At 75.0% G+C, this 25,264-nt stretch carries 19 protein-coding genes and 1 riboswitch; of the genes, 12 read left to right on the forward strand and 7 right to left on the reverse strand.

Annotated features, from left to right (window positions below; translation table 11 throughout):
- Window positions 1-33 precede the first annotated feature (33 nt).
- Window positions 34-450, reverse strand: a complete 417-nt coding sequence (locus ACFQBR_RS14355; RefSeq protein WP_267947164.1) for a DUF3151 domain-containing protein — start codon at window positions 448-450, stop codon at window positions 34-36.
- Between the two features lie 160 nt (window positions 451-610).
- On the reverse strand, window positions 611-1,633 hold the full coding sequence (gene fbaA / locus ACFQBR_RS14360; RefSeq protein WP_378553568.1) for a class II fructose-bisphosphate aldolase: 1,023 nt from the start codon (window positions 1,631-1,633) through the stop codon (window positions 611-613).
- A gap of 408 nt (window positions 1,634-2,041) precedes the next feature.
- Here fbaA and ACFQBR_RS14365 point away from each other — a divergent pair, with 408 nt between their 5' ends.
- Entirely contained in the window at window positions 2,042-2,425 is a 384-nt protein-coding gene (locus ACFQBR_RS14365; protein ID WP_267947162.1) for a RodZ domain-containing protein, read from the forward strand.
- A gap of 103 nt (window positions 2,426-2,528) precedes the next feature.
- Here ACFQBR_RS14365 and pyrE read toward each other — a convergent pair whose 3' ends face one another.
- Window positions 2,529-3,062: an orotate phosphoribosyltransferase gene (pyrE, locus tag ACFQBR_RS14370; protein WP_267947161.1), complete on the reverse strand. Its 534-nt coding sequence runs from the start codon at window positions 3,060-3,062 to the stop codon at window positions 2,529-2,531.
- A 66-nt stretch (window positions 3,063-3,128) separates the two neighbouring features.
- Between pyrE and cutA the strand changes: the two genes are divergently transcribed.
- Together cutA and ACFQBR_RS14380 are read left to right on the forward strand one after the other, a co-directional pair.
- Complete coding sequence (cutA, locus tag ACFQBR_RS14375; RefSeq protein ID WP_267947160.1) at window positions 3,129-3,464, forward strand: divalent-cation tolerance protein CutA; 336 nt, start codon at window positions 3,129-3,131, stop codon at window positions 3,462-3,464.
- Entirely contained in the window at window positions 3,461-4,054 is a 594-nt protein-coding gene (locus tag ACFQBR_RS14380; protein ID WP_344185563.1) for a hypothetical protein, read from the forward strand. The genes cutA and ACFQBR_RS14380 overlap by 4 nt, the downstream gene beginning before the upstream one ends.
- Window positions 4,055-4,173: 119 nt before the next feature.
- Here ACFQBR_RS14380 and ACFQBR_RS14385 read toward each other — a convergent pair whose 3' ends face one another.
- From ACFQBR_RS14385 to ACFQBR_RS14395, 3 genes are all read right to left on the reverse strand, one after another.
- The gene (locus ACFQBR_RS14385; RefSeq protein ID WP_344185561.1) at window positions 4,174-4,725 is read right to left on the reverse strand and encodes a hypothetical protein; all 552 of its coding nucleotides are present in this window, start codon (window positions 4,723-4,725) and stop codon (window positions 4,174-4,176) included.
- Window positions 4,726-4,892: 167 nt separating this feature from the next.
- Window positions 4,893-8,891, reverse strand: a complete 3,999-nt coding sequence (gene eccCa / locus ACFQBR_RS14390) for a type VII secretion protein EccCa (protein ID WP_344185560.1) — start codon at window positions 8,889-8,891, stop codon at window positions 4,893-4,895.
- Window positions 8,892-9,438: 547 nt separating this feature from the next.
- Window positions 9,439-10,875: a DUF6177 family protein gene (locus tag ACFQBR_RS14395; protein WP_267947157.1), complete on the reverse strand. Its 1,437-nt coding sequence runs from the start codon at window positions 10,873-10,875 to the stop codon at window positions 9,439-9,441.
- A gap of 853 nt (window positions 10,876-11,728) precedes the next feature.
- On the opposite strand from ACFQBR_RS14395, the gene ACFQBR_RS14400 reads away from it, so the two are divergent.
- The 6 genes from ACFQBR_RS14400 (at window position 11,729) to ACFQBR_RS14425 (ending at window position 18,043) form a co-directional block, all read left to right on the forward strand.
- Window positions 11,729-12,058, forward strand: a complete 330-nt coding sequence (locus tag ACFQBR_RS14400) for a hypothetical protein (protein WP_267947156.1) — start codon at window positions 11,729-11,731, stop codon at window positions 12,056-12,058.
- A 19-nt stretch (window positions 12,059-12,077) separates the two neighbouring features.
- Window positions 12,078-12,374: a pore-forming ESAT-6 family protein gene (locus ACFQBR_RS14405; RefSeq protein WP_267947155.1), complete on the forward strand. Its 297-nt coding sequence runs from the start codon at window positions 12,078-12,080 to the stop codon at window positions 12,372-12,374.
- Between the two features lie 49 nt (window positions 12,375-12,423).
- Window positions 12,424-13,401, forward strand: coding sequence for a TNT domain-containing protein (locus ACFQBR_RS14410; RefSeq protein ID WP_267947154.1), 978 nt, complete (start codon window positions 12,424-12,426; stop codon window positions 13,399-13,401).
- An 87-nt stretch (window positions 13,402-13,488) separates the two neighbouring features.
- The gene (eccD, locus tag ACFQBR_RS14415) at window positions 13,489-14,814 is read left to right on the forward strand and encodes a type VII secretion integral membrane protein EccD (RefSeq protein ID WP_344185647.1); all 1,326 of its coding nucleotides are present in this window, start codon (window positions 13,489-13,491) and stop codon (window positions 14,812-14,814) included.
- Between the two features lie 10 nt (window positions 14,815-14,824).
- Window positions 14,825-15,769 carry an ATPase gene (locus ACFQBR_RS14420; RefSeq protein WP_267947152.1) on the forward strand — a complete coding sequence of 315 codons (945 nt, stop codon included), beginning with the start codon at window positions 14,825-14,827 and terminating at the stop codon, window positions 15,767-15,769.
- 1,104 nt (window positions 15,770-16,873) lie between these two features.
- On the forward strand, window positions 16,874-18,043 hold the full coding sequence (locus ACFQBR_RS14425) for a hypothetical protein (RefSeq protein ID WP_344185645.1): 1,170 nt from the start codon (window positions 16,874-16,876) through the stop codon (window positions 18,041-18,043).
- Between the two features lie 279 nt (window positions 18,044-18,322).
- Here ACFQBR_RS14425 and ACFQBR_RS14430 read toward each other — a convergent pair whose 3' ends face one another.
- Window positions 18,323-19,066: a hypothetical protein gene (locus ACFQBR_RS14430; RefSeq protein WP_344185644.1), complete on the reverse strand. Its 744-nt coding sequence runs from the start codon at window positions 19,064-19,066 to the stop codon at window positions 18,323-18,325.
- A 272-nt stretch (window positions 19,067-19,338) separates the two neighbouring features.
- Here ACFQBR_RS14430 and ACFQBR_RS14435 point away from each other — a divergent pair, with 272 nt between their 5' ends.
- The 3 genes from ACFQBR_RS14435 (at window position 19,339) to ACFQBR_RS14445 (ending at window position 24,615) form a co-directional block, all read left to right on the forward strand.
- Window positions 19,339-22,155: a sigma-70 family RNA polymerase sigma factor gene (locus ACFQBR_RS14435; protein WP_378553574.1), complete on the forward strand. Its 2,817-nt coding sequence runs from the start codon at window positions 19,339-19,341 to the stop codon at window positions 22,153-22,155.
- 198 nt (window positions 22,156-22,353) lie between these two features.
- Window positions 22,354-24,015, forward strand: a complete 1,662-nt coding sequence (locus ACFQBR_RS14440; RefSeq protein ID WP_344179508.1) for an NYN domain-containing protein — start codon at window positions 22,354-22,356, stop codon at window positions 24,013-24,015.
- 27 nt (window positions 24,016-24,042) lie between these two features.
- Complete coding sequence (locus ACFQBR_RS14445; RefSeq protein ID WP_267947147.1) at window positions 24,043-24,615, forward strand: hypothetical protein; 573 nt, start codon at window positions 24,043-24,045, stop codon at window positions 24,613-24,615.
- A gap of 425 nt (window positions 24,616-25,040) precedes the next feature.
- Window positions 25,041-25,231, forward strand: a riboswitch (cobalamin riboswitch).
- Window positions 25,232-25,264: the final 33 nt, after the last annotated feature.

Raw genomic sequence — 25,264 nt, forward strand, 5'->3', positions numbered from 1 at the left:
GGCCCGCGCGCGGAACCCGGGACCGTCGGGCCGTCAGCCGTTGAGGACCTTGTCGGCCTCGGCGCTGGAGTCGCGCAGGAAGTCGGCGCAGCGCTCCGCCTCCTCGGCGTCCCCGATCTGCTCGGAGGCCTTGCCCAGGGCGTGCAGGGCGCGCAGGAAGCCCTGGTTGGGCTCGTGCTCCCACGGGACGGGGCCGTGGCCCTTCCAGCCCGAGCGGCGCAGCTGGTCCAGCCCCCGGTGGTAGCCGGTGCGGGCGTACGCGTAGGCGGCCACGGGCTGCCCGTCGGCCAGGGCCAGCTCGGCCAGGCGCGCCCACGCGGCCGAGTACTCGGGGAAGCGTCCGGCGACCGGGGTGGGGTCGTCGGCTCCGGCCAGGGCCTCACGGGCCTCGGGGTTGTCGGCCAGACGGGTCTCGGGCGGCTCGTTGAGCAGGTTCCGGTGCAGGTTCATGACCCCATCCTGCCACCGGGTCCGCACCCCTCACGGTGCCTCCCGCGACATCGCGCGTCCGTCCCCGGCCCCGTCCTCCGGGGGCGCGGTTCCCGGCGGCCGTGCGGCCGCCGGGAACCGCGCGCGGGCGCGCCCGCCGCAGCGGCGGGCGCCGGGTCCCCTACTTCATCTTGTTGCCGGCGGACTTCAGCTGCCGTGCGGCCTCGGCGACGCGGTCGGCCATGCCGGCCTCGCCCGCCTTGCCGTAGGAGCGCGGGTCGTAGGCCTTCTTGTTGCCGATCTCGCCGTCGATCTTCAGCACGCCGTCGTAGTTCTTGAGGATGTGGTCGACCACCGGACGCGTGTACGCGTACTGGGTGTCGGTGTCGATGTTCATCTTGACGACGCCGTAGCCGATGGCCTCGTGGATCTCCTCGATGGTGGAGCCCGAGCCGCCGTGGAAGACGAAGTCGAAGGCCTTGTCCTTGCCGTGCTTCTCGGCGACGGCCTCCTGCGCCTTCTTGAGCACCTCCGGGCGCAGCTTGACGAAGCCGGGCTTGTAGGAGCCGTGCACGTTGCCGAAGGTCAGGGCGGTCAGGTAGTAGCCCTTCTCGCCCAGGCCCAGCACCTCGGCGGTGCGCAGGGCGTCGGCCGGCGTGGTGTAGAGCTTCTCGTTGATCTCGCCGACGATGCCGTCCTCCTCGCCGCCGACGACGCCGACCTCGATCTCCAGGATCGTGCGGGCCGCCTCGGACGCCGCCAGCAGTTCCTCGGCGATCCGGAGGTTCTCCTCCAGCTCGACGGCCGACCCGTCCCACATGTGGGACTGGAACAGCGGCTCCTGGCCCTTGGCGACGCGCTCCTTGGAGATCTCCAGGAGCGGGCGGACGAAGCCGTCGAGCTTGTTCTCGGGGCAGTGGTCGGTGTGCAGGGCGACGTTCACCGGGTACTTGTCGGCCACGACGCGGGCGAACTCGGCGAAGGCGACCGAACCGGTGACCATGTCCTTGATCGAGGCGCCGGAGAGGAACTCCGCTCCGCCCGTGGAAATCTGGACGATGCCGTCGCTCTCCGCCTCGGCGAAGCCGCGCAGGGCGGCGTGCAGCGTCTGGCTGGAGGTCACGTTGATCGCCGGGTAGGCGAAGCCCTGGGACTTCGCGCGGCTCAGCATCTCGGTGTAGACCTCGGGACTGGCGATGGGCATGGCTTGACTCTCCCTGGATTCGGCCTGGAGCGAGCGGCCGCCGGTATCGCTCCGGCGGCACCCCACGTGCGTTCCCGGTGGAGGCCGGCGAGCGGGGGAAGGCCCATGGGGCGGGCCGCGCTTCCGGACGTGTCCACCAGGTGTCACCCAAGTATCCCGAATCCACGGAGCCCTTGAAAAGGTCTAGACCAAATTGTCCGGAGTTCCCGGTGTCGTCGCAGCTGACGGCGCAGGCGTTCCCGGTTCTCCGGCCCCGGTGTGAAAAGTTGTGCATTTCGCGGGCGAACGTGAACGCATCATGGGAACCCCTGGACAGAGGGCCGATCACTGTCGCTTTTTGTCGTGATACGCGCTACATTCAACGCCGTGGGAAGGCATAGGAATGACCCTCGCGGCGTTGGCCAGGTGATGGCCATCGTCGGGGCTGTCCTGCTCCTGGTCACGCTCCTGGCCCTCGGCGGATTCTTCTTGTACCGCTCCCTCCCGGGCAACGGCGCCAGTGTGAGCGCCAACGCCTCGGGAACGGCGGCGGAGTCGGAGGAACCGGAGAACATGGGTGTGCTGCACATCCGTGTGACCGGTGAGTCCAGCGACGTCTTCGTCCGCATCCCCGGAGGCGACGTCCTCCTCGACCAGGAGGTCACCCAGGGCCAGTCGGTCAACTACGCGAGCGCCGAGGGCGGCCTGGAGGTCACCATCGGCGACCCCTCCGCCGTCGAGGTCTTCGTCCACGGGAACCGGCGCGACATCGCCGACCGCGAACCCGGCCACAGCTTCACGATCGACGGTTAGACGGCCGCGCACCGCCCCGGCGCGAGAGGACGGGCCCGACCGGGCCCCGCCCCCGCGGAGGCGGCCCCGGCCGCGGCCGGAACCGCGCCCACGGGCCGGACCGCTACACGTCCAGGTCGGACACGCCGTACACGGCCCGGTAGTCCAGGCCCTCCTCCGTGATCCGCCCGCGGGCGCCCCGGTCCAGGATCAGCGCGACCGCGACCACCTCGGCGCCCTCCTCGCGCAGGGCCTCCACCGCGGTCATCACCGAGCCGCCCGTGGTCGAGGTGTCCTCCAGGGCGAGCACGCGCCGCCCCCGCACGTCGGGGCCCTCGATCCGCTTCTGCAGGCCGTGCGCCTTGCCCGCCTTGCGGACCACGAACGCGTCCAGCCTGCGGCCGCGCGCGTGCGCGGCGTGCACCATCGCCGCGGCGACCGGGTCCGCGCCCAGCGTCAGGCCGCCCACCGCGTCGAACTCCAGGTCCGCGACGTTGTCCAGCATGACCGAGCCGACCAGCGGCGCGGCCTCCCCGTCCAGGGTGATCCGCCGCAGGTCGACGTAGTAGTCCGCCTCCAGGCCCGAGGACAGGGTCACCTTCCCGCGCACGACCGCCTTATCGTTGATCAGACGCAGGAGTTCATCACGTTCGCTCATGATCAGTGAGCCTAGAACACCCGGTCGGGCGGTCCGGACCGCGGCGGCCGGGACGGAGGGACGACCATGCCACAGCACGAGACCGTCCGGGTCGAGACGACGGTCGACACGAGGGACGGCGCCGAACGGCTGGCACGGTCGGTGGTCGACCGCCGGCTCGCCGCGTGCGCGCAGGTGGGCGGGCCCGTCACCAGCTTCTACCGCTGGGAGGGCGAGGTCCGGAGCGACGAGGAGTGGACCGTGGTCGCCAAGACCTCGGCGGACCGGCTCGACGAGCTCACCGCCCACATCGTCGGCGTCCACCCCTACGACGTCCCCGAGGTGGTCGCCGTGCCGGTGGCGGGCGGCAACCCCTCCTACCTGGCGTGGGTGCGCGACGAGACCGCGGGCCGCACCGCGTGATCGCCGTCCTCCTCCCCCCGACCCTCGGCGCCGCCACCAGGCTGCCCGACCTCCACCGGCGGCTGCCCGAGGTCGGGGCGGGCGCCGTCCGCCCCGAGGTGGGCGGGGACGAACTGCCGCCGCACGCGGCGCGCTACGTCGCGCGGGCCAGCCTGGAGATCAACCGGCTGGTCGCGGCGGACGCGCCGACCGCCCTCGTCGCCGAGGGGGACGCCGGGCCCCTGCTGGGCGCGGTGGGAGCGGCGCAGCGGGCCGCCCACCGGCCGGTGTTCGGCTACGTGCTGGTGGACGCGTTCCTGCCCCAGCCGGGCAGCGCCGACCGGGACGGTCTCGTGCGCTCGCAGAGCCCCGAGGGAGCGGTCCCGCCCGGTGCTCCCCGGCCCGGAGAGCCGCCCGCCTACCGGACCGAGCGGCTGCCGGTGGCGGCCGACTGGCCGGACGCCCCGTGCGCCTACCTGCTCACCGACCCGGCCTTCGCGCACGTGGCGCGGCTCGCGGCCATGCGCGGCTGGACCGTGCGCGAGACGGACCCCGACGGGGCCGCCGCGGCCCTGGCGGAACTCCTCGTCGGGCTGCGCGGCATGTCCTGAGGCCGTGCCCGCCGCGCCCGGCGTGTCCGTCGGAACCCCGGGGCCGGGACCGGGACCGTCGGAAGGCCGGACGGCACGGTCGGAGCCCGGGACGGACACGCCCTCCCGCCGGAACGCGGTCATGCGTCGACGGCCTTGGCCGCCCGCAGGTCGGCGGCGAGCGAGGCCAGGATCCCGGTGAGCATGCCCGCGCCGGTGACCGCACCGCTCACGAGGGGCGCCCACCCCGGGTACCCGGCGAAGACCATCGCCAGCCCGGCGAGGCCGAGGACCGACATGTAAACGGCGGTGAACACGAGGGACCGGGCCCGCCAGCGCCGGGCCAGCGGGAAGAAGTGCAGCCCGACCACGAGGGCGATCCAGGCCACGTTGGCCTGCATCGGCGCGTCCAGGGCCCTCAGCGCCAGGATCCCTCCGAACAGCGCGACGGCCTCGACGGCCAGGACGGCGCCGAAGAACGCGTCGAACCGCATCCGCGGCCCGTCGGGGCCCGGGTCGGCGGCCGGCCGGCGGCCGATCGCGACGACCAGGGCGAGGACGGCGACCACCGCGGCCACGGCGACGACCCGGAGGGCGAGCGCCACCGTGGGAGACAGCGGCGGGCCGGTGTTCGCGAGGACGAAAGCCAGCCCGAAGCCGGTACCGATGAGGGTGCTCGTGAATCGTGTCATTGCGAGAACCTACAGCGGTGGACGGCGGCCGCTCCTCCCTTTTCGCCCATGGAGGAGCGAAACGGGTGCTAACCCCCCCCAGGGGGCGGGACCGCCGCGCGGGAGCGCAGCGGCCGGGCCGGGAGGCGTGCTCCCGACCCGGCCGCGGGCGCCCTCCGCCGAAGGCGTCAGGCCCGGTCCGGGATCGGGGCCTCCCGCACCGCCGTCTGGATCAGCCGCCCGGTGTCGCCGCGGGTCACCCACTTGCCGCGGCCGGGGGGCTGGGGCGCGGCGTACACCCGGGGCAGCAGCTGGCCCTCGCTCCGGTCGCCCGACATCACCAAAGCGCTCGTCCCGATCTCGCGCATCGCCTGCACCAGCGGGTCGTACATGCCGCGTCCGGCGCCCGCCACCCGGCGCGCCACCACGAAGTGCAGGCCGATGTCGCGGCCGTTCGGCACGAACGGCACGAACGGGGCCAGCGGCTTCTGGCCCGCCGTGGTGAGCACGTCGTAGTCGTCCGCGAGCACCACGATGCGCGGCCCCTTGAACGACCCCGGCTCGAGGGAGTCGACGTCCCCGTCCTCGGGCAGACGGCCCTCCACCTCCTTGGCCACGCCGCCCGCCAGGCCGGCGCACACGCGCGGGCTGCTCGCGTAGCCGCCCATGTACTCCTCGGGGACCACGTTGCGCAGGGTGCGGCGCGGGTCCATGACCGCGAACACGACCTCGTCCGACGAGTACCTCTCCACCAGGCTCTCGGCGATGAGCCGCAGGAGGTTGGTCTTGCCGCACTCGCCGTCGCCCAGGACGAGCAGGTTCTGGTCGCGGTCGAACAGGTCCAGCAGCACCGGCTCCAGGGCGCGCTCGTCCACGCCGATCGGCACCAGGCGGGGCTCCGACTCGACCGTCGGCAGCGTGCGGGCCGACAGCCGGTGCGGCAGGATGCGCACCTTGGGCGCGCGCTTGCCGCGCCAGGCCTGGTCGACGGCCCGGACGGTCTTCTCCACGACCTCGCCCAGGTTGTCGCCGTCCGCCACCCCGTCGATGCGGGGCAGCGCCACCTGGCCGAAGAGCTCGGCGTCCGTGAGGACGCGCCCGGGGGTCTTCGCGCTGATCGTCTCCGAGAGCTTGCGGTCGATCGTGGAGTCCGACGAGTCGTTCAGGTGCAGCTCCACCTTCTGCCCGAAGTTGGACTGGGCGGCGATCCGGACGTCGTTCCAGCGCAGCATGCCCGCGACCACGTGGACGCCGAACCCGCCGCCGCGCTGCAGCAGGTCGGTGACCTTGGGGTCGATGTCCTCGAAGTCCTTGCGCAGCGCCCCGAAGCCGTCGATGCAGAACACCACGTCGGCGCTGGCCAGTTCCGGCACCTCGCCCCGGGCGTGCATGCGGCGCAGCTGGGCGACGGAGTCGATCCCCCGGTCGCGGAACACCGCCTGCCGGTGCTCCAGCATCCCCTGGATCTCCTCGACGGTACGGCGGACGCGCTCGCTGTCGGTGCGCACCGCCACCCCGCCCACGTGCGGGAGCGACGCCAGGGACTGGAGGCCGCCGCCCATCAGGTCCAGGCAGTACACGGCCACCTGCTCCGGCGTGTGGGTGAGCGCGAGCGACAGCACGAGGGTGCGCAGCAGGGTCGTCTTGCCGCTCTGCGGGCCCCCGATGACGGCCGCGTGGCCGCCGGACGCCGTCAGATCGAGCTTCCACACGCCCTGCCACTGCTTGGTGGCGTCGTCCAGGACGCCGACCGGGACGTGCATCGGCTCGTGGGTCCCGGGCAGCCGCAGCCCCCGCTCGCCCTCCACCGGGGCGCCCGCCACCGTGTCCAGCGTGGTCGCGGACGGCAGCGGGGGCAGCCAGATCTCCCGGGTCCGCTCCCCGTGGCGGCCGAACTGTCCGACCATCACGTCCAGCAGGGTCGGCCCGACCGTCCGGGACGGCATCGGCGTGTCCTCGCCGGGCGCCTGGGCCGCCGCCGGGTCCTGCCCGCCGTCGCTGTTGTACGCCGTGTACGGGCGCACCGACGGGGTGCCCTCCGAGACCTCCTCCTCGGCGACCGGCCCCCGGTAGGCGCCGGACACGTATCCGGCCTTGAACCGCTGGTAGACGCTGGTGTCGACCTTCAGGTAGCCGAACCCCGGCAGCGAGGGCAGGTGGAACGCGTCCGGGGTGTTGAGGACGGTGCGGCTCTCCTCCTCGGAGAAGGTGCGCAGCCCCAGGCGGTAGGACAGGTAGGTGTCCAGGCCGCGCAGCTTGCCGCCCTCGATGCGCTGGCTGGACAGCAGCAGGTGCACGCCGATGCTCCGGCCGATCCGGCCGATGGACAGGAACAGCTCGATGAAGTCGGGGCGTGCGGTCAGCAGCTCGCCGAACTCGTCGATGATCACCAGCAGGTGCGGCAGCGGCGGCAGGCCCGGGTCGTGCTCCCGCTTGTACGTGTAGTCGCCGATGTTGGACACGTTCCCGGCGTCGCGGAGCATCTGCTGGCGGCGCTGCACCTCGCCGGACAGGCTCGCGTACACGCGCTCGATGAGCGCCGCGTCGTCCTCCAGGTTGGTGATCACCCCGGCGACGTGCGGCATGTCCTCGAACGGGGCGAACGTGGCGCCGCCCTTGTAGTCGACCAGGACCATGCTCACCCGCTCGGGCGGGTGGGAGGCGGCCAGCGCCAGCACGAGGGTGCGGAGCATCTCGCTCTTGCCGGAGCCGGTGGCGCCCACGCACAGCCCGTGCGGGCCCATGCCCAGCTGCGCGGACTCCTTGAGGTCGAGGATCACGGGCTGGCCCATGTCGTCCACGCCGATCGGGACGCGCAGGAACGCCCGCTCGCTGCGCGGCGCCCACAGGCGCTGCACGTCGACGGCGCCGGGGTCCTGCACGCCCATCATCGCGGGGAAGTCGACGCTGCCGCCCTCCTGGGCGGTCTCCTCGATCGACTCCGGGGACAGGCGGAGCGGGGCCAGCATGCGGGCCAGGCCCGTCAGGGTCGCGGCGGAGACGTCGTCGACGGTGCCGCTGGTGACCACGGGGTCGGCGCCGCGCAGCTCCTCGATCCGGACCTGGTCGCCGTCGACGCTGATCCTCAGGTTCACGTCGCCGGGCTCGTCGACCTGGCGGGACACCAGGTGCAGGACGGTGACGCCGAGGTCGGCGGGGTCCACGGCCTCGTCCGGCCGCACGAGCTCGGCGGCCACCTCGCCGTGGGTGTCGTGGACGACCAGCAGGCGCCGCATCATCCGGTACGCCTCGCGCTTGCCCATGCCCCTGCGGACCTCCGACGCGAAGTCGGTGCGCGAGCGCAGCTCGTCGGCGATGAGGCCGCCGAGCTTGGCGGGGGTCGGGGCGATGAGGCGGACGGCGGCGCCGCCCTCGCGCCGCCGCGGGTCCAGGACCTGGGGCAGCCACGGCAGCCAGGACCAGTCGTCGGCGTTCTCGGCCGGGTAGGACACGGCGAGTCCGGCGTCCTCGGGGGCGTGGAACGCCCCGAACTGGGCGGCGAGCGCTCTGACCAGGCGCATCACGTCCTCGCGCTCCCCGATGACACTCACGTTCCCGGCCATGTCCAGGGGCAGGGTGAGCGGCATCTCGGGGACGGACTCGAACCGGCGGATGGCCGCCTGCGCCTCGGAGAGCATGAACGGGTCGGTGGGGGTGAGGGCGGTCCCCTGCTCGGCGAGGCGGAGGGGGCGGCCCTCCGTCAGCCCGCTGCCCACGCGCACCCGGAGGAAGTCGCGGTGCCTGCGGCGGCGCTCCCACAGCCTGGTGGGGTCGCGGACGACGTCGTACAGGGCCTCGGGGGGCGGGTCGAGAAGGCGGGCGTGCGCGCGGGTGCGCTGCTCCCATCCGCCGAGCTCCTCCCGCAGCTCCTCCAGGTACTGGAGGTACAGCTCGCGCTGGTTGCGGCGCTGCCGGGCGACCTGTCCGCGCCGGGAGAACAGCATGGCCAGGGCGGCGAGGAGGGCGACGACCAGGACGACGCCGCCCAGCGCCATGAACGCCGGGTTGCGCATGACCATCATGATCGTCAGCGACGCCATCATGCCGACCATGGGCAGGATGGTCATGAGCGGGTTGCCCTGGGCCTTGCCGTCGGGGAGGGTCGGCGGGGCCTCCACCTCGTGAGGGTCCTGGGCCGGAGTGGGATGGACGGTCCGTGTCGGCCGGTGGACGACGCGAAGGCTCATCGGCTTTCCTCTCGGCGCAGGGGTGGGAGGACGAGGGCGCGGGGGAGGGGTGCCCGTTCCCGGGAGAACCCTACCGAAGCCGGACCTCGGGGAGCCTTGCGGTGCGCACGGGCACGAAGCGCCCCCCGGGCCGGGTCCGGGGGGTTCCGGGCGGCGCCTCGGCCACGCCGCCGCGCGGGATCGGGGAGAAGTGTCCGGAAGTCGTGCCCGCGGCCCAAGGGTCCCCTCCGCACCAGGTCGTGTTCTCCTGCGCCGTCCCGGGCCCGTGCCCACCGTGCTCCGCCCCGTCGCCCCTCCGGGCCCGCGGGCCCGGCCGGGCCGGGTGTCGCACACCGACCCCCGGGAGGGGAACCGGACGGCCGACGGCCGCCCCGGGAACCCCCCGGAGGACGCGTCCCGGTGGACCGGGCGCCACTGGGTGGGATACCGGGGGCGCCCGCATGGTTCACGCCCCGCGGCCCCCGGGCGCAGCCGGCCCCGTACGCGGCCCCGGGGAGGGGTGCGCGCGGAGCCGCGCCCGTCACGCGTGCGGCGCGCACCGGCCGGGTCAGGAGGAGGGCGCGTCGGACGGGCGGAGGTGGTCCATGAGGGCGCGGAAGCGGTCCCACGAGTCGGGCTCGGTGCCGTCCCCGATCCGGTACCAGACGGCGGGCGTCATCGGCGGACCGAAGGGCACGCCCCTGACGGGGGCGGAGAGGGCCCGGTCCGTGCCCATCGAGGAGACGCCGTCGACGCCGACGGCCAGCCCCACCGGGACCGGCAGGCCGGACCAGCGGGGGGCGTAGGTGAGGTCCGCGCGCCCGAGGAGCCGCTGCACGGTCAGGCTGCGCAGTGCCTCGTTCGCGGACAGCTCCTTGACCATGGCGTTCAGGGCGGAGAAGTCCGGTTCCTCTCCGCCGGGCCGGCCCACCGCGAGGGTGACGCTCTCCCGGACCCCGTCGGGGACCGTGCTCACGCGCAGGGTCCCGGTGAACGGGAGGGCGCCCTCCTCGCGCACGCTCTCCGGCCGGCCCGTGAAGGTCAGCCAGGTGGCGCCGGGGGCGCGCCGGCGGCACAGGTCGGTGACGCGGCCCCGGTCCCAGGCGTGCGCGAGGGGCTCGCTGGTGCCCCAGAGGGCGGGGGAGGACGAGGCGAGGTGTCCGGCGACCAGTTCGACGGCCCCGCCCAGCCGGAGGCTCACGGTGGCGGGGTGGACCATCTGGAAGTCGACCAGCAGCTGCGTGCCCGGGACGCCGTCGGCCTCGGACCAGCGGAAGTCCGCATGGGGCAGGGGAGCGGTACCGGGGTCGGCGGGACCGTCCACGACGAACGCCGACACCGGGTCCCACACGAGGGGGACCCCGGAGAAGCCGTCGTGGTGGCCCCCGTCGCCGTTCCGCACCACCCAGCGCGCGGTGCGGTCGGTGAGCAGGGAGCGCAGCGAGTGGGTGATGCGGCTGTGCGCGGGGGTGACGACCTGGAGGTGGCGGCCCTCGCGGCCGTGCCGGGCGGTCGCGTCGACGAGCCAACCGCTCATGGGGACCAGGGGGCGGTCCTGCACCACCACGAACGCCTTCTCCGTCAGGACGGTGACGGCGGGGTGGTCGGTGGAGCCGGTCAGGACGTCCTCGCGCCCCGGCAGCCGGGGCTCGGGGACCCACACCGCGCCGCCGTGCCGCTCGACCAGGTGTTCGGCGAACCGGCGCACCAGCGCCGCGGTGTCGACGTCCGCGAGCTCGGCGCCGCGCGCCTCCACCCAGTAGGGCTGGGCGGGCAGCTCGTCGCTGATCCCGTCGGTGAGGAGGCGGTCCGCCTCGGCGGACAGGGCCAGCCGCTGGGCGGCCTGCATGGCGGCGACGAGCCTGCCGGAGTCGTCGCGCAGCTCGATGACGGCGCCCTCGGAGACGGAGCGCACGCGCAGGTCGGGCCCGGCCGCGACCAGGGCGTCGATGAGGCTGCGCCGGGCGGGGGCCTCGGCCAGCAGGGCGACCACGTCGTGACTCAAGAGGGCTCCTTCGGGAGTGTCACCTGGCGCGGAAAACCCTACCGAACCGGGTGCGGGGCACCGGTCGAGGCCGTTCCGGGGCCGGTGCGGCACGGCGGGCGGGTCCCGGGGCGGCCGCCGGGCCGCCGGGCGGGGTCCGGCGCGCACCCGGGGCCGGGGCGCGGGACCACGGGTGACGGCTCCGACGGCGGCGGTTCCGCCGGACGGGGACCGGCCCCGGAGAGGGGCGGGCCCCGTCCCGGAGAGGGGAGGCGGGGGAGCCGCGGCACGGGGCGCTGGCCGGTTGTGGCCACGCGCCGCCGGTGGGCCCCCGGGCGGTGCCCGGGCGGGGCGCCCCGGGCGCCCGGCCCCGGGTGTCCCGGCCGTTCACCGCGGACGGAGGGGACGGACCCGGCCTCCCCCGGGCCGCGGCGGCGACCCGCACCGCCCCGCGGGGTCCGGGGGACGGGAGGGGTTTTCCCGAGGCGGAATTCGCGGCGGACATATCCGCTCCGACCTGCGGCCCCGGTCATTCCCCGTTCGGAGCGGGGCCGGTGGCCGCGCCGGGGCGGGGCAGGCCCCCGACCCGCCCGGGACCCCCGCCACCTGCCCGGACCCCTCCGACGCGACCGCTTCCGCGCACACGGCCCGCGCGGCCCGGAGGCCCAGGACGGGGCTTCCCGTCCACAGGTCGCGGAGTACGCCTATTTCTTCGTCAGGGGTCGCTTGTACTATTCAGATTCCCCCCACAGGGGTGATCGAGTCCATTGTCCGGTTCCGGGACTCTCCCTCCGAACCACGGGCACTCCGCGTGCATCCTCCCCTTCGGGAGGCGACCGCCTCGCGAGGTCCCCCGAGGAAAGCAGGTGAACAGTTGTCACGCTGGGAAGTCGGCGAAAGCACTCTGAACACGCTGGCCCAGAACACCGGCGGCGCCGGTGACGAGCTGAGCAGCCTCATCCAGCAGCTCATCCAGGCCGCGGAACCGCTCGCAGGAAAGTTCGACGGCGCGGGCAAGGCGGCCTTCGACTCCTTCAAGTTGCAGGCCGACAGCATCACCGCCGACCTGCGCGCCGGCCTCGGCTCCATCCAGGAGGGGCAGGGCGGCATGAACACGGCCTTCACCACCGGTGCCGACACCATGGCCGACGACGCCAACCAGAACATGGGCGCGGCCAACTTCGACGCAGCCAAGTTCCGCTGACCGTCCCCGAGGAGTCCGCATGAGCAACAACGCCTACGACATCGGAGCCTCCCAGGAGGCCCAGACCAACATCACCACCATCACCAACCGGCTCGAAACGCTGATCGGCGAGCGCGACACCGACGTCAGCGCGGCCATGGCCGAGTTCGAGGCCACCGGGGTCTCCGAGGAGTACAGCGCCAAGGAACTCAAGTGGCACAACGCCGGCAACGAGGTCCGTGAGATCATCCGGCTGGTGCGCACCACGCTGGAGACCAACGACGGCACCGCACAGGAGACCCTGAGCCGCGCCAACGCCGCGGTGCAGAACATCTGACCGGTCCCGGGCGGGGCGGGAATCACACGAGAGGCAACGGGGGGCACGGTTGGCACGCGACTACGACAGTCAGCTGCTGGAGTCCGTCGCCGTACGCCGACAGCGCCTCCGGGAGGCGGTCCTCTTCGGGGGGCAGCGCACCCGGCGCCGGCTGGACGAGAACTTCGGCAAGGTGGCGATCAGTGCCTGCCTCGCCGCCGTCATCTGCGGCGGCACCGTCGGCTGGTCGTTCGTCAGCACCCAGCTCAGCACCCAGAGGGTCGAGCAGGAGCAGGAGGCGTCCGGCCCGGCGAACAACGCCGTCCCGCCCGTCCCCGGCGACTGGGTCGGCGCCCAGGTCACCCTCGACCGGGCCCGGGAGGAGCTGGACGCCGCCGGGGTCCCCCGGAGCCTGTACGTGCTCCCCGGGGACCCCCGCCCCGAGCCCGAGACCGTCGACAGCTACTACGTGATCACCCAGGACGAGGAGGGCTACCTGGCCGCGGCCGTCATCGACTTCGACCAGGGCCGTCCCGGCATGGAGTTCACGACCGAGGACCAGGCGGCGCGCTGGCTCTACCAGGAGCTGGCCACCACCGAGCCCGATCCCGCCCCCCTCACGCAGGCGGAGGAGGCCGAGACGGCGGAGGCCACGGCGGAGCTGGTCACCGAGGTCCGCGAGAGCCTGGAGGAGCGCAGCGGCGGCTCCTACCTGCACGGCCTGGAGGTCGGCGACGTGGTCGACGCCTTCGGCCAGGAGAGCGGGCGGTACCTGTTCCCCGACGGGACGCCGTTCGAGGAGCGCGGCCTGCCCGGGTACGCCCGCACCGGTGCGGACGGCGGGGAGCTGTACCACCGCTACCGGGTCATCCACCCCTTCCAGGTGAGCGCCACCGCCGCGCCGGCGCACGAGGGCCTGCCCGGCGGCGGGATCCGCTTCACGCTCGACACGGCCGGTTTCTCCGAGGTCCCCCCCGCGCCCACGGTCCGCTGGCTGGTCGGCAACGGCTACCTCGAACGCATCGCCGTGGACGACGTACCCGCCTGACCCCGGAAGGCCCGGGCCCTCCCCGGACCCGGGCCCGAAAACGGTGGCGGACCGCCACCCGAGACGCGAGAGCAGGATTGGAAGGCAATGACCGCTTGGAGCCGGGTGACGCTCGTCGGTGAGGAGCGCAGGGTCGACGCCGTCCTACCCGCCGGCGAACCGGTGGGCGCGCTCATGCCGGAAGTCCTCGACCTCCTCGGCGACCAGGTGGAGAACCCCGCGAAGCTGCGCCACCTCGTCACCGCCTCCGGGATCGTCCTGGACGGCGACACCACCCTCGCCGACCGGCAGGTCGCGGACGGGGCGGTGCTGCGGCTCGTCCGGGCGGAGGAGCCGGTGCCCGCGCCCGTGGTGCACGAGGTCCCCGAGGCGGTGTCCATGGCACTGGACGGCCACCAGGGGCGCTGGAGCCCCGAGGCGGCCCGGTGGACCGCGACGCTGGCGCTGGTCGTCCTCTCCCTCGGGGCGGGATGGGTGCTCCAGGGGTACTTCTCCGGGGCCGGCGGCATCACCGGGCTGGCCGTGGTCGCCGCCCTCCTCGTCGCGGTCGGCGCGGCGGTCGGCCCCACGTGGCGCGAACCCCTGGGCACGGCGCTGGCGATCAGCGGCGCGGCGGTCGGCGGCCTGGCCCTGTGGCTGGCCTGCGACGCGTTCGGGTGGCCCGAGTGGGCCCGCTGGGGCGGCGGCGCCGCCCTGCTGGCGGGTCTGGTCCTGCTCCTCGGACTCACCTCCTCCCTGGGCCGCGGCGGGCTGACCGGCGGCGGGGTCGGGCTCGCCCTGGCCGCCGTGTGGTCGGCGGGGGCCGCGTTCGGGCTGCCCGCCCACCAGGTCGCCGCGATCATGACTGTGGCCTGCGTGGTCCTGCTGAGCCTGCTCCTGCGGCTGGCGCTGACGTTCTCCGGGCTCGCCGTGCTGGACGACCGGCGCAGCTCCGGTGACGCGGTGGCGCGCGGCGACGTCCTCACCTCGGTGGCCGGGGCCCACCGGAGCCTGGTGATCGCCACCGTCTCGGTCGCGGCGGCCACGGCGACGGCGGGCATCGGCCTGGCCACCCGCTTCGACTGGTGGACGGCCGGGCTGTCGGTGGTCCTGGCGCTGGTGGTGGCCAGCCGTGCCCGGCTGTTCCCCCTGGTGGCCCAGAAGTCGGCGCTCATCGGCGCGAGCCTGGTGGTACTGGTGAGTTTCCTGTTCGCGTGGGCCGACGCCGTGCCGTGGGGCGTGTGGCCCGCGCTGGGCATCGCGGTCGCGGTCGCGGCGATTCCGGCCGTGGTCCTGTCCGTCGAGCAGCCCGAGCACGTTCGCGCCAGACTCCGCGGGGTCACGAGCAGGTTCGAGGCGATCGCCGTCGTCGTCCTGGTGCCGTTGGCGATCGGCGCGTTCGGCACCTACCAGCGACTCCTCACGACCTTCTGAGCGGGGGACGATGAACGCTTCACAGACCCACCTCGCGGGGAACCCCGCCGCGCCCCCCGTTCCGGCGGCCGGCGCGGGGCGCGCGGCCCCGGCCCGGCCCGTGCCCGCCGACGGCCTGGTGCGCAGGATCGGACGCACGGTCCTGCGGCCGTTCCGGCCGGTGGACGAGGTCGCGGAGGCCATCGAGCTGGGACGGAGGTTGCAGCGCGCCACCTCGACGGGGCGCCGTATCCTCGTCGACGACCTTGGGACGGGCGCGGACGCGGCGGTGGTCACCGCCCTCGTCGCCCGCGCGCTGGCCCACTTCCGCCACGACCGGGTGCTGGCGGTGGACGCCACCGGGCGGGCGCCGTCCATGGCCGACCGCCTGGGAGCGGGCGAGCCGGGAGACCTGGAGGGGGTCGACCCCGCCACCTTCGAGTCGGTGTGCGCCAGCCTCGGCGAGGTCGGCGAGAACCTGTGGACGGTGGGCGCAGCGCCGGACCGGGCGGACGCCTACTCCTCGGGGCTCCTGCCGATCTCCCGGTTCTTCGGGGTGACACTCGTGGCGGGCCGTGCCGACGGCGCCTTCCCGGCGGCCGTCGGCGCGGGCGCCCACTCCCGGGTGCGGGTGGTCCGGGCCACGCGCGAGTCCGCGCTGAGGGTCGGACGCGAACTCGACTCGCTGGCCGCGACCAGGCCGGACGAGGTGGGGCGCACCGTGGTGGTCGTCTTCGACGAGCGCAGGCGCGAGGACCCGGCGTTCGACGTGGCGCGCACGACCGGGATCATCGCCGAGAGCGGCGCCGCCGTGGTGGTCGTGCCGCACGACCGGCACCTCGCGCAGGGAGCGGCGGTGCTCCCGCGGCTGATCGGCGAGGCCACCCACCGGACGGTCCAGCTCGTCGCCGCCGAGGCCCTGGGCCGCGCCGTCGACGGGGCCGCGCCCGCCCGCGCACGCACGGAAGGGGAGTAGGCCGTGAACCAGCACCACGGGTCCGATCCCGGACAGGACACCCCTCCCCGGGGGAATCCGGGCCGGGACGACCCGCGTCCGGCACCGCACGAAGGAGCGGACGGCCCCCCGGACGCCCCGCCGCACCACCCCGACCGGGACGCCCCGCCGCACGGCGCCCCCTCCCGGGGGGACGCGCCCGCGGGCGCCGCCGCGCCGCCCCCGCAGGAAGGGGCCGGGCAGCAGGGCGGCGGCGGTGCGCAGCCGCCCCGGCCCGCTCCGTGGTTCCCCGAGGAACCCGGACAGGACCCGCCGCACGGAGGCGTGTACCCGCCGCCGGGGCCGTTCCCCCCGACCCCCTACGCGGTGGAGGCGCCGCGTCCCCACGAGCCCACCGGTCCCAACCGGACGCCGTGGGCGGGCCCCTCCGGCCCGCAGGTCCCTCCGGCCCCGCCGCAGCAGCCGCGGGCCTTCGCCCAGGACTCGATGGCCGAGGCGTTCCTGTCGGGCGCCCCGATACCCACCCCTCCGGCGCAGCCGCCGCCCGCGCCCCCGCAGGGGCCCGGGCCGCGGCCCGACGCGGTTCCGGGGCCCGGTTCCGGTCCGCAGCGCCCCTGGGAGGGCCCGCCCCCGGGGCCGCAGCAGCCGCCGTCCGGCCCCCGGCAGCCGGTGCGCCCGCAGTCCGGGCCCCAGCAGCCGGCGGGTCGGCCGACGTCGGGTCCGCAGCGGCCGTATCCCGGTCCGCAGGCCCCTTCAGGGCCGCAGTCGCCGTATCCCGGTGCGGGGGCGCCCTCGGGTCCGCAGCGGCCGTATCCCGGGACGGGGATGCCGTCGGGTCCTCAGCCCCCGGCCCGGGAGCGTCCGACCTCGGGGCCGCAGTCGCCGTATCCCGGTGCGGGGGTGCCCTCGGGACCGCAGCGGCCGGTGGAGCGACCGCTCTCGGGTCCGCAGTCGCCGTATCCCGGTCCGCAGGCCCCCTCGGGTCCCCAACCGCCGATGTGGCCGCAGCCCCACCGGGGCCCGGCCCCGGGCGGTCCCGCGCACCACGCGTCGGCCCCGGTCCAGGCCCCGCCTGCCCAGACCCCGGAGCCGCCCCGGCACGCACCCCCTGGGGGCCGCCAGGAGGTGCCCCCGGCCCGCGCCTGGTTCGGCACGCGGGAACCCGCGGAGGCGCCGGCTCCCCGGCCCGACGCCGGAGGCTCCCGCGCGCCCCGCGAGGTCGGGCCGCCGCGCCCCGCCGACCCGCCGACCGTCGTCGGCGAGGACTCGGAGGGGACCGACCCCGACGCGGAGGAGACGGACGTCTTCCTCATCCTCGGAGCCGACCGCCGTGCCCGCAAGGAGAAGGACGAGGAGCCCGCCGGAACCCCCTCCGGCCCCGGCACGGCGTCCCCGGAACGCGGTCCGCGGGCGCGGACCGAGCCGTCCTCCGACGCGCCCCCCGCCCCCGCAGGCCCGGTGCCCGCGGAGGAGACCCTCCTGTACCGGGGCGCCTCCCTGCTCGGCGAGGACGGACCCTTTTCCGCCCCGGCGCGGACCGACGGCCCCGGAGAGGCCGCCGGTCCCGCCTCCGCCGCTCCGGAGGAGCCCTCGGCCCCGGCCCCCGCAGGCGGGGCCGGTGCCGCCGCGGAGGCCGCCCGCGCTCCGGAGGGCACCGGTGACGGATCCGCCGTGGCGGCCCCCGTCCAGGCTCCGACCGCGGACCCGGCGGCTCCCGCGGTCCCGGCCGTCCCCGAGTCCTTCGACCCCGCTCCGCCGTTCCCCGTGACCGAGGTCCGTCCGGGGGCCGCCGGCCCCCTGGAGGTGACCGGCTTCCTGGACATCCCGGCCGCCCCCTACACGGAGGGCTGGCGGTCCGAACCGCTCGAACGCCCCGATCCCTCCGAGCGGTTCGAGGGGCTGGCGGGGTTCGAGCAGGCGCACGAACCCGCGACGCCCGAACGGTCCGTGTGGTCCACGGTCGCCGAGGCACCCGCACAGGAGGGGCCGCCGGAGGCCCGTCCCGCGGACGTCCTCCCGGAGGAGGCCCGTCCGGGCCCGGCGGCCGGGTCCGAGCAGCCCGCGGCGGCCGGTCCCACGGGCCTCGAGTCCTGGATCGAGGCGGCGGGCACGGCGGGCGCCGTGGGGCCCACGGTGACCGAGGTGGCCGCGATGGCGGCCGTGGCCGCGAGCGACGGGCACGTCCCCGTCCCCGGTGGGTTCGAGCAGCGGATCGCCGCCGTGAGGCCCGTTCCCGCGTCCGCCTGGAAGCGCGCGGTCTTCGGTGCGACGGGGGGACGCCTCAACCTCGGGTGAGCGCGGTGCCGGACGGGCGCGGGGCAGGACGCCCACGGCGAGGGGGCGCGTCCGCCTCCCCTTGCGGACGCGCCCCCGGGGACGCCGGAACACGGCGATCCCCCTTCCGCCGAGCGGTCCCGGCCGGCTCTCCCGTGTACCGGGGAACCCGGGACCGTCGCCCGGCGGGCGGCCGGCCGGTCGCGTTCGTCCCCTCGGCGAATCCGCGCCCCGTCCGGCCACCGTCCGGCGCCGGGCCCTCCGCTCGGGGGCCGCACGGCGCCGGACGGCGTCACCCGGTCATCCGGGCCTCCCCAGACCCTCGACCAGCGCCAGTGCCTCCCGGTGCGTGGGCGGCAGTGCCACCGACCACACGCCGGCGCCGTGCTCCCAGCCGATGCCCCGGCGCAGCTCGTCCAACCGCGGGTCCAGGTCGTCGGCCTCGGCCGCGACGACCCCGATCCGGCCCCGGCCGATCAGGCACACGGACTCGCCCCGGGTGAAGAACCGGGACAGCTCGTAACCGAGGACGATCAGCCGGGCGGCGCGTCGCCACGGGTCGATCCCGGGGTCCAGCGACACGACCGCCAGCCGGTGGCCCGAGGCGGGGGACGGGCCGCCGTCCGCTCCCCGGTACAGCTCGCCGAGCCTGGTCCGCAGGTACTCCTGGGTGGCCAGACCGGTCAGCGGGTCCTGACAGGTCTCCCGCCCCCGTCCCGCGTCGGCCCACCCCTCGGCCATGGCGCGCACCAGTTCGATCGGCGGGCTCCGCCACCCCGCCAGCGCCGTGAACGCCGCGAGGTCGTCCAGGCTCTGGCCGATCCCCACCCCGGAGCGTGCGCGGGCCTCGCCCAGCCGGGCGCACGGCCCGGCCAGGTCCGTCCCGGTGGCGAAGGCCTCGCACACGGCGTCGACGGCGGGGGTCCACCAGTCGTCCGGCGGCTCCCAGCCCGCCTCCCGGCTCCGGCGCCCCCACGGGGCGCGCAGGCGCCGGGTGCCGACACCGCGGTCCCACGTCCCGGTTCCCGTTTCGGCATCACCCATGGTGTGTGGCTCCTGATCCTCGGTCCGCCCGGGTGAGCGGCGGGGGCCCGTGCCCCCGCACCGGGTCCCCGCCGCTCGCCCTCACCCTGATTACCGGGATCGGTGGCGGCCATGACGCGGATGCGGGATATTTTTTCGAGTACGTGTTCTTCCGACGCCGAACCAGCGTTCTTCCTGGCTTGTGGCGGGATCAGATGAGAGGACGTTCGGTGTCCGACGCCGACAGAAATCACACAGAGACACTCGTCGGTGACGCTGAGATCATCAGGCGGGTGCGTGGCGGCGACACCGCCGCCTACGCGACTCTGTACGAGCGGCACGCGGCGTCGGCGCGCGGACTGGCCAGGCAGCTGTTGCGCGGGGAGGCCGAGGCGGAGGACGCCGTCGCCGAGGCGTTCACCCGGGTGCTCAGCGTCATCCGGAGGGGCAAGGGCCCCGAGGACTCCTTCCGTCCCTACCTGCTCACCGCGGTGCGCAACGCCGCGTACGACCGGGGGCGGGGGGAGAAGCGCCAGGTCGTCACGGACGACATGGAGAGCCTCGTCCCGGGCCAGCCGTTCGTGGATCCGGCGCTGGAGGGGCTGGAGAGATCACTGATCGCCCGTGCCTTCCTCTCCCTGCCGGAGCGGTGGCAGGCCGTCCTCTGGCACACCGAGATCGAGGGCACCAAGCCGGCCGAGGCCGCGCCCCTGCTCGGCATGAACCCGAACGGGGTCGCCGCCCTCGCCTACCGGGCCCGGGAGGGGCTCCGGCAGGCCTACCTCCAGATGCACCTGGCCGGCGGCGCGGCCGCGGAGGCGTGCCGCCCGACCCTGGGGCTCCTCGGCGGTTATGTCCGGGGCGGCCTGTCCAAACGGGACACCGCCAAGGTCGACACGCACATGGACGGCTGCGCGGACTGCCGTGAGGTGTACGCGGAGCTGATGGACGTCAACGTCGGCCTGCGCGGGGTCGTCCTCCCGCTGGTGGTCGGCTCCGGGGCGGCGGGCTACCTCGCCCTCACCCCGGGCGGTGCGGCCACGGGAGCCTGGTGGGGCCGGATGTCGCGCCGCCAGCAGCAGGCGGCGGCCGGCGGCGCCGCCGCCGCGGGCATGGCGGTCGCGGTCGCGCTCGCCCTGACCGGCGGGGAGGTTCCGATGGGTCCCGAGGACCCGCCCCCGGTGGCGGCCCCGCAGGAGGAACCCGTTCCCGCGCCCGCGCCGGGGGACCCGGCCGCCCCCGACACGCCTCCGGGCCCGCCCCCCGCCGCCCCGACCGCGGACGCCCCGCCCCCCGCCGCGCCGGGGGGGACGGCGGCCCCGGACCGGCCCGCGCCCCCGGAGTCCCCGGCGGAGCCGGCCGTGCCCCCGGCGGACGTCCCCGAGGAGGAGGTGGCCGAGGACGCCCCCGAACCGCTGTTCGCGGCGGGCATCGACCCCGTCGGCGCGCTCCTCCCGGGCAGCGAGGGGATCGTGGTCCTGGACGTCCGCAACATCGGCGCGTCCACGGTCGAGGACGTCATCGCGGTGATCACGCTGCCGCCGGGGGTCGAGATGGTCTCCTCCGGCGGCGCCGGCAGCTCCGTCCCCATGGCGACCGGGAACGGCGACTGGAGCTGCTCGTCGGGCAGCGGCGGCGGCCGCTGCGCGCACCCGCGGATGGCGTCCGGGCAGAACAGCACCCAGTTCCTGGACGTGCGCGTGGACGCCGGGGCCGACGTCGGCGTGCCCGCGTCCGTGACGGTGTCCTCCGGAGGCGTGGCCGCCAGTGCGACCGGGGAGCGCGGGGTCTCCTCCGAGGGGGTGGCCGCGCGCTACGCGACGGCCGGGCGGGTGCGGACCGAGAGCGTCGGCAACGCGCTGATGACCTGTGTCGAGCCGGAGCGGGACCACGGGGGGCACTGGCCGTGGCCGTGGCCCTGGCGGCCCGGGAACCCCGGCGTCCCCGGCGCCGGCCCCGGGACGGGGGGGACCCCGGGCGCCGACGGGCGCACCGCTCCGGAGGCCGACGCGGACCTGGCCCGCGCACCGCGGGGGCCGCTGCCCGCGGAGCCCGGCACGGAGGCGTCCCCGGGGGAAGAGGGGCCCCGGGGGGAGGAGGAGATCCCCGAGGACGATGCGGAGGGAGAGGGCGGCGGCGTTCCTGGCGGAGCCGGAGCCCTGCCGGACGGCGTGTCGCCCACGGACCCGGAGGACCCGAATCCGGAGGACGCGGACCCGGAGGACCCGGACGGCGGCCCCGGGCCCGTCCCGGAACCGGAACCGGGTCCGGACCCGTCCTCCGGGGCCGGGCCGGAGGCGCCGGACGGCCCCTGTGCCGACGCCCGCCTGAGGGAGGGGGAGCACCGCGACAACGACAACTGGGTGATGGCTCCCCTCGAGGGCGATCCGGACGCCACCACCTCGGCGAGCGCCGCGACCTGGGACCTCCCCGAGGGCGGCGCGGTCCGCTGGGCGGGGCTGTACTTCTCGGCCGCGGGCGCCCCCGACGCCCCCGCGGCCCGGGTCAGGGGGCCGGGCATGACGTCCTACCGGACCGTGGCCGCCACCGACACGAAGGTCGCGGACCTGCCCGGATACCCCGCCTACCAGGCGTTCGCCGAGGTCACCGACCTGGTGAGGGCCCAGGGCGGCGGCGAGTGGTGGGTGGGCGACGTGCCGGCCCGGGAGGGCCGGGGCGTCTACGCCGGGTGGAGCCTGGTGGTGGTCCTGGAGGACCCGGGCATCGGCTCCTACAACCAGGCGATGGTGCTCGACGACACCGGGGCGGTCTTCCGGAGCCGCACGGGGATGTCGTTCCCGGTGTCGGGTCTGCTCCCCGCCGCGGTGCCCTCCCACGTGGACGTGGTGGCCTGGGAGGGCGACGCCGACCTGCGGGGGGACCGGGTGACGGTGGACGGCCGCGCGGTCGCCCCGAGCGGCGGGTACGGGGAGGAGGACAACGCCTTCGCGAGTTCCGCGCGCGGGGCCGTGGGGGACCCCTTCACCTTCGGTACCGACGTCGTACGATTCGACCCAGTACTCGGCAGGGAAACGGATATCCGAATCCTCTCCGAACAGGACGCGGTGCTGGTCGGCGTCGTGGCGCTGACCGCCCCGATGCGTACCTGAAGTCCGGTATTCGCGACGGGTTTCCCGGCAGGCCCGGGCGGCTGGAAAAGCTCGCCCCTCAACGGGATCTCGCCTGTGTGTAGTGGGTCCATAACTTTCCGTATTCAAAGAGGGCACGCAAAACCAGACAGACTTGGCTAGGCTGTGCCCCGGTCATGGATATGGCCCCAGAGTCAAAAGGGAAGGGGGCGGTGTCACGTGGACCGCTGCGCGTTGTTCGTTGACGCGGGATACCTTCTCGCGGACGGCGCGATGGCCGTGCACGGAACCCGCAACCGGGACTCCGTCTCCTGGGACTACTCCGGACTCGTCCAGTTCCTCAACGAGGTCGCACGGGACCGCACCGGTCTTCCGCTGCTGCGTTGCTACTGGTACGAGGCCGTCGCCGACGAGCGGCGCTCCCAGGAGCAGGACGGCATCGCCGACATCCCCGGCGTCAAGTTCCGTGCCGCGAGGATACGGCCCGGCCGCCGCGAGGGCGTGGAGAGTTATGTCCAGCGCGACATCACCACGCTGGCACGCACCGGCGTCCTGTGCGACGCCGTCCTGGTCAGCGGTGACGAGGACATGGCTTCCGTCGTCGCCGACGTCCAGGACATGGGCGTGCGCGTCACCGTCGTGCACGTGTCCGTCGAGGGCAACTGGACCATCTCCCGGGCCCTGCGCCGGGAGTGCGACGACCTCATCGAGATCGGGGCGGGCCACCTGCGCCCGCACGTCAACCTCCTCTCCAGCAGCGGCTCCTCCCAGGAGACCGCGGCCAAGACCACGACGCCGTTCGCCAACGGCCGGGCCCGTTCCGCGCCCGAGACGCCGCGGCAGCCCGTCGCGGCCCAGCCCGGCGGCGCCCGGGTCGACCCGGTGGGATCCTCCAGCGGCGGCCTGGAGGCGATGTTCGCGGGGACCGGGGGCCAGCCCGTCCCCCAGGGCAGCGCCATGGACCAGCTGCGCGCCATGCGGAGGTCCCTCGCGCAGCAGCGCGGCGGGGACCACCTCGTCGGACCGGGGGGCGACGGCGGCCAGCAGCCGGGCGGCATCGACGCCAACGGATTCCCGTCCGGCGGGCAGACCCCGCCCGGCACGGGCGGCGGCTCCTACCCCGGCCACTCGGTGACCGGGGGCCACCCCGCCCACAACGGGCAGCAGGGCTATCCCGTCACCGACGGGCACCCGTCGATGCGCGGCGCGGACCCCAGCGGCTACGGCATGCCCGGGAGGCCGGCCTCCGGATCGGGGCCGATGACCGGAGCGCAGCCCTCCTTCAACGGCACGGGACCCCAGCAGTCCTTCGCCGCGGGGACGGGGCCGCAGCGCTCCTTCGCGTCGGACGGCCAACCCGGCCACGCGCCACCTCCGAGAAGCGCCCCACCCCAGGACCCACGGCAGGACCCGCGCTACGGGGGTGGGGACGGCTCCGGATTCGGGGGAGCGGCCGACGCAAACCCTACCTATGGGACCAGTACGGAAACTGACACCGCTCACCGCGGTGGGGCAGCCTCCCCCTACGGGGGGCCGCCACCTACTGGTCCCGAACCCGCCAGCCGGTTCAGCGCCGGCGGCTACCAGGAATCCCGTCCCAGTCCTGGATATCCACAGCAGACACGTCCCGCCGCGCATACCGTTGACGAAGCGGTGCATGTCGCGCACAAGGAAGGGAACGACTTCGCGGAGTCGATCGCTCGCGAGGCGCCCGCCCTGTGGGTGGAGGCCGTACTCGCCCGCAGGCCCAGGATGCCCTCCGACCTGGAGGCGCGCCTGCTCCAGGGCTCCTCGCTGCCGATCGACCACCTGTTGCGTGACGAGGTCCGTGACGGACTGCGCCAGGGGTTCTGGCAGGCCCTGGAGCGGGCCAGGTCCTGACAGGGCGCGCGGGAGTGCGAGTAGGGGATGGGGGCGATGCGGTTGACCCACGTGACGACGGCAGAACTCGACCGTTGGGAATTCCACGCTGTCCGGTCCGGTGAGCACGGACGGGTCGCCGCCCAACTCCTGGACCTGGCCAACCGGGTCGACGCGGGGAGCGAGGTCTCGCGCGCGGAGCTGTTCGTGCGCGCGGGGGAGCAGTGGGAGATCGCCCAGGAGTTCGAGCGCGCCTGCTCGGCCTACCAGAGGGCGATCGACGACGGCGGGGCCACGGTGATCGACGCCCGCGCGCTCAGCGCCGGGGCACTCCTGCAACTGGACGAGGTCGACCAGGCCTACGCCCACCTCAAACGCCTGGAGGGCGAGGATCCGCCCGGACTCCAGACCTTCATCCACGTCGCGGAGGCACTGTACGCGCACGACGACCTGGAGGGCGCCGAGCGGTGGGCGACGGTCGGCGCGCACCGGTTCCTCGACCGGGCCTCCTCGCCCTACGTCCGCGACCTCCTGGTGGAGCTCCTGCGCATCCGGTTCCGCATCCGCACCGACCTGGGGCTGTCCGAGGACCGGCTGGACCGCAGACTCGACGAGGAGTGACCCCGGCCGTCCGGCCCGGCGGAGTGAGCTTTCCGACGTGCGGGCGCGCCGCCGACACGCCCGGGGCGGTGGAGGCACGGATCTCCGCCCGGCCGCTCCGGTCCGGGGCCGGCCGCCGCGGACACGGCCGTGTGGTCAGCGGCACCGGTTCGCCGGGCGCCGCCCGAACCGCCTCGGAAGCGGCGTTCCGGGCGTTCGGCCGCCCCTCGGGGGGCGCTCCCGGTCCCGGGGAGCCCCGGCGACGATCTAGGCTGTGTCCGGTCGCCTCCCAGCTGCCCCGACGAGGCGCGACATCCCCCTGAACCGGGTGCCCGAGGCCCTCTCATACCACGGCCCACGCGTGTGTTCGACGATCGTCGAAGAATCCGAGAAATCGATGACACGCCATCATCTTGCGGTGTTCCAACGCAGGGCCCCCTAGATGTAGTATCTGTCCCGCTGGTGGTTCACCCCTCGGGGTGAGGCAAGAGGGAACCCGGTGCGAAGCCGGGGCTGCCCCGCAGCGGTAAGTGGGAACGAAGCCGTCACAGGCACTGGGGACCCCCGAAGGCCCCGGGAAGCGACGGTGCGTAGGCCGCCCACGAGCCCGAAGACCTGCCACCGGTGCGCACGTGAACGTGCGCCGACGACGGGGCTTCGAGGGTGAGCC

Origin of the sequence: Nocardiopsis tropica (genome assembly GCF_042660575.1) — a bacterium.
Classification (GTDB): Bacteria; Actinomycetota; Actinomycetes; order Streptosporangiales; family Streptosporangiaceae; genus Nocardiopsis; species Nocardiopsis tropica.

What these genes read in the sequence shown, in the direction of transcription:
- ACFQBR_RS14355 (WP_267947164.1), bottom strand. Translation starts at nt 450, where the DNA reads ATGAACCTGCACCGGAACCTGCTCAACGAGCCGCCCGAGACCCGTCTG.
- fbaA (WP_378553568.1), bottom strand. Translation starts at nt 1,633, where the DNA reads ATGCCCATCGCCAGTCCCGAGGTCTACACCGAGATGCTGAGCCGCGCG.
- ACFQBR_RS14365 (WP_267947162.1), top strand. Translation starts at nt 2,042, where the DNA reads ATGGCCATCGTCGGGGCTGTCCTGCTCCTGGTCACGCTCCTGGCCCTC.
- pyrE (WP_267947161.1), bottom strand. Translation starts at nt 3,062, where the DNA reads ATGAGCGAACGTGATGAACTCCTGCGTCTGATCAACGATAAGGCGGTC.
- cutA (WP_267947160.1), top strand. Translation starts at nt 3,129, where the DNA reads ATGCCACAGCACGAGACCGTCCGGGTCGAGACGACGGTCGACACGAGG.
- ACFQBR_RS14385 (WP_344185561.1), bottom strand. Translation starts at nt 4,725, where the DNA reads ATGACACGATTCACGAGCACCCTCATCGGTACCGGCTTCGGGCTGGCT.
- eccCa (WP_344185560.1), bottom strand. Translation starts at nt 8,891, where the DNA reads ATGAGCCTTCGCGTCGTCCACCGGCCGACACGGACCGTCCATCCCACT.
- ACFQBR_RS14405 (WP_267947155.1), top strand. Translation starts at nt 12,078, where the DNA reads ATGAGCAACAACGCCTACGACATCGGAGCCTCCCAGGAGGCCCAGACC.
- eccD (WP_344185647.1), top strand. Translation starts at nt 13,489, where the DNA reads ATGACCGCTTGGAGCCGGGTGACGCTCGTCGGTGAGGAGCGCAGGGTC.
- ACFQBR_RS14420 (WP_267947152.1), top strand. Translation starts at nt 14,825, where the DNA reads ATGAACGCTTCACAGACCCACCTCGCGGGGAACCCCGCCGCGCCCCCC.
- ACFQBR_RS14430 (WP_344185644.1), bottom strand. Translation starts at nt 19,066, where the DNA reads ATGGGTGATGCCGAAACGGGAACCGGGACGTGGGACCGCGGTGTCGGC.
- ACFQBR_RS14445 (WP_267947147.1), top strand. Translation starts at nt 24,043, where the DNA reads ATGGGGGCGATGCGGTTGACCCACGTGACGACGGCAGAACTCGACCGT.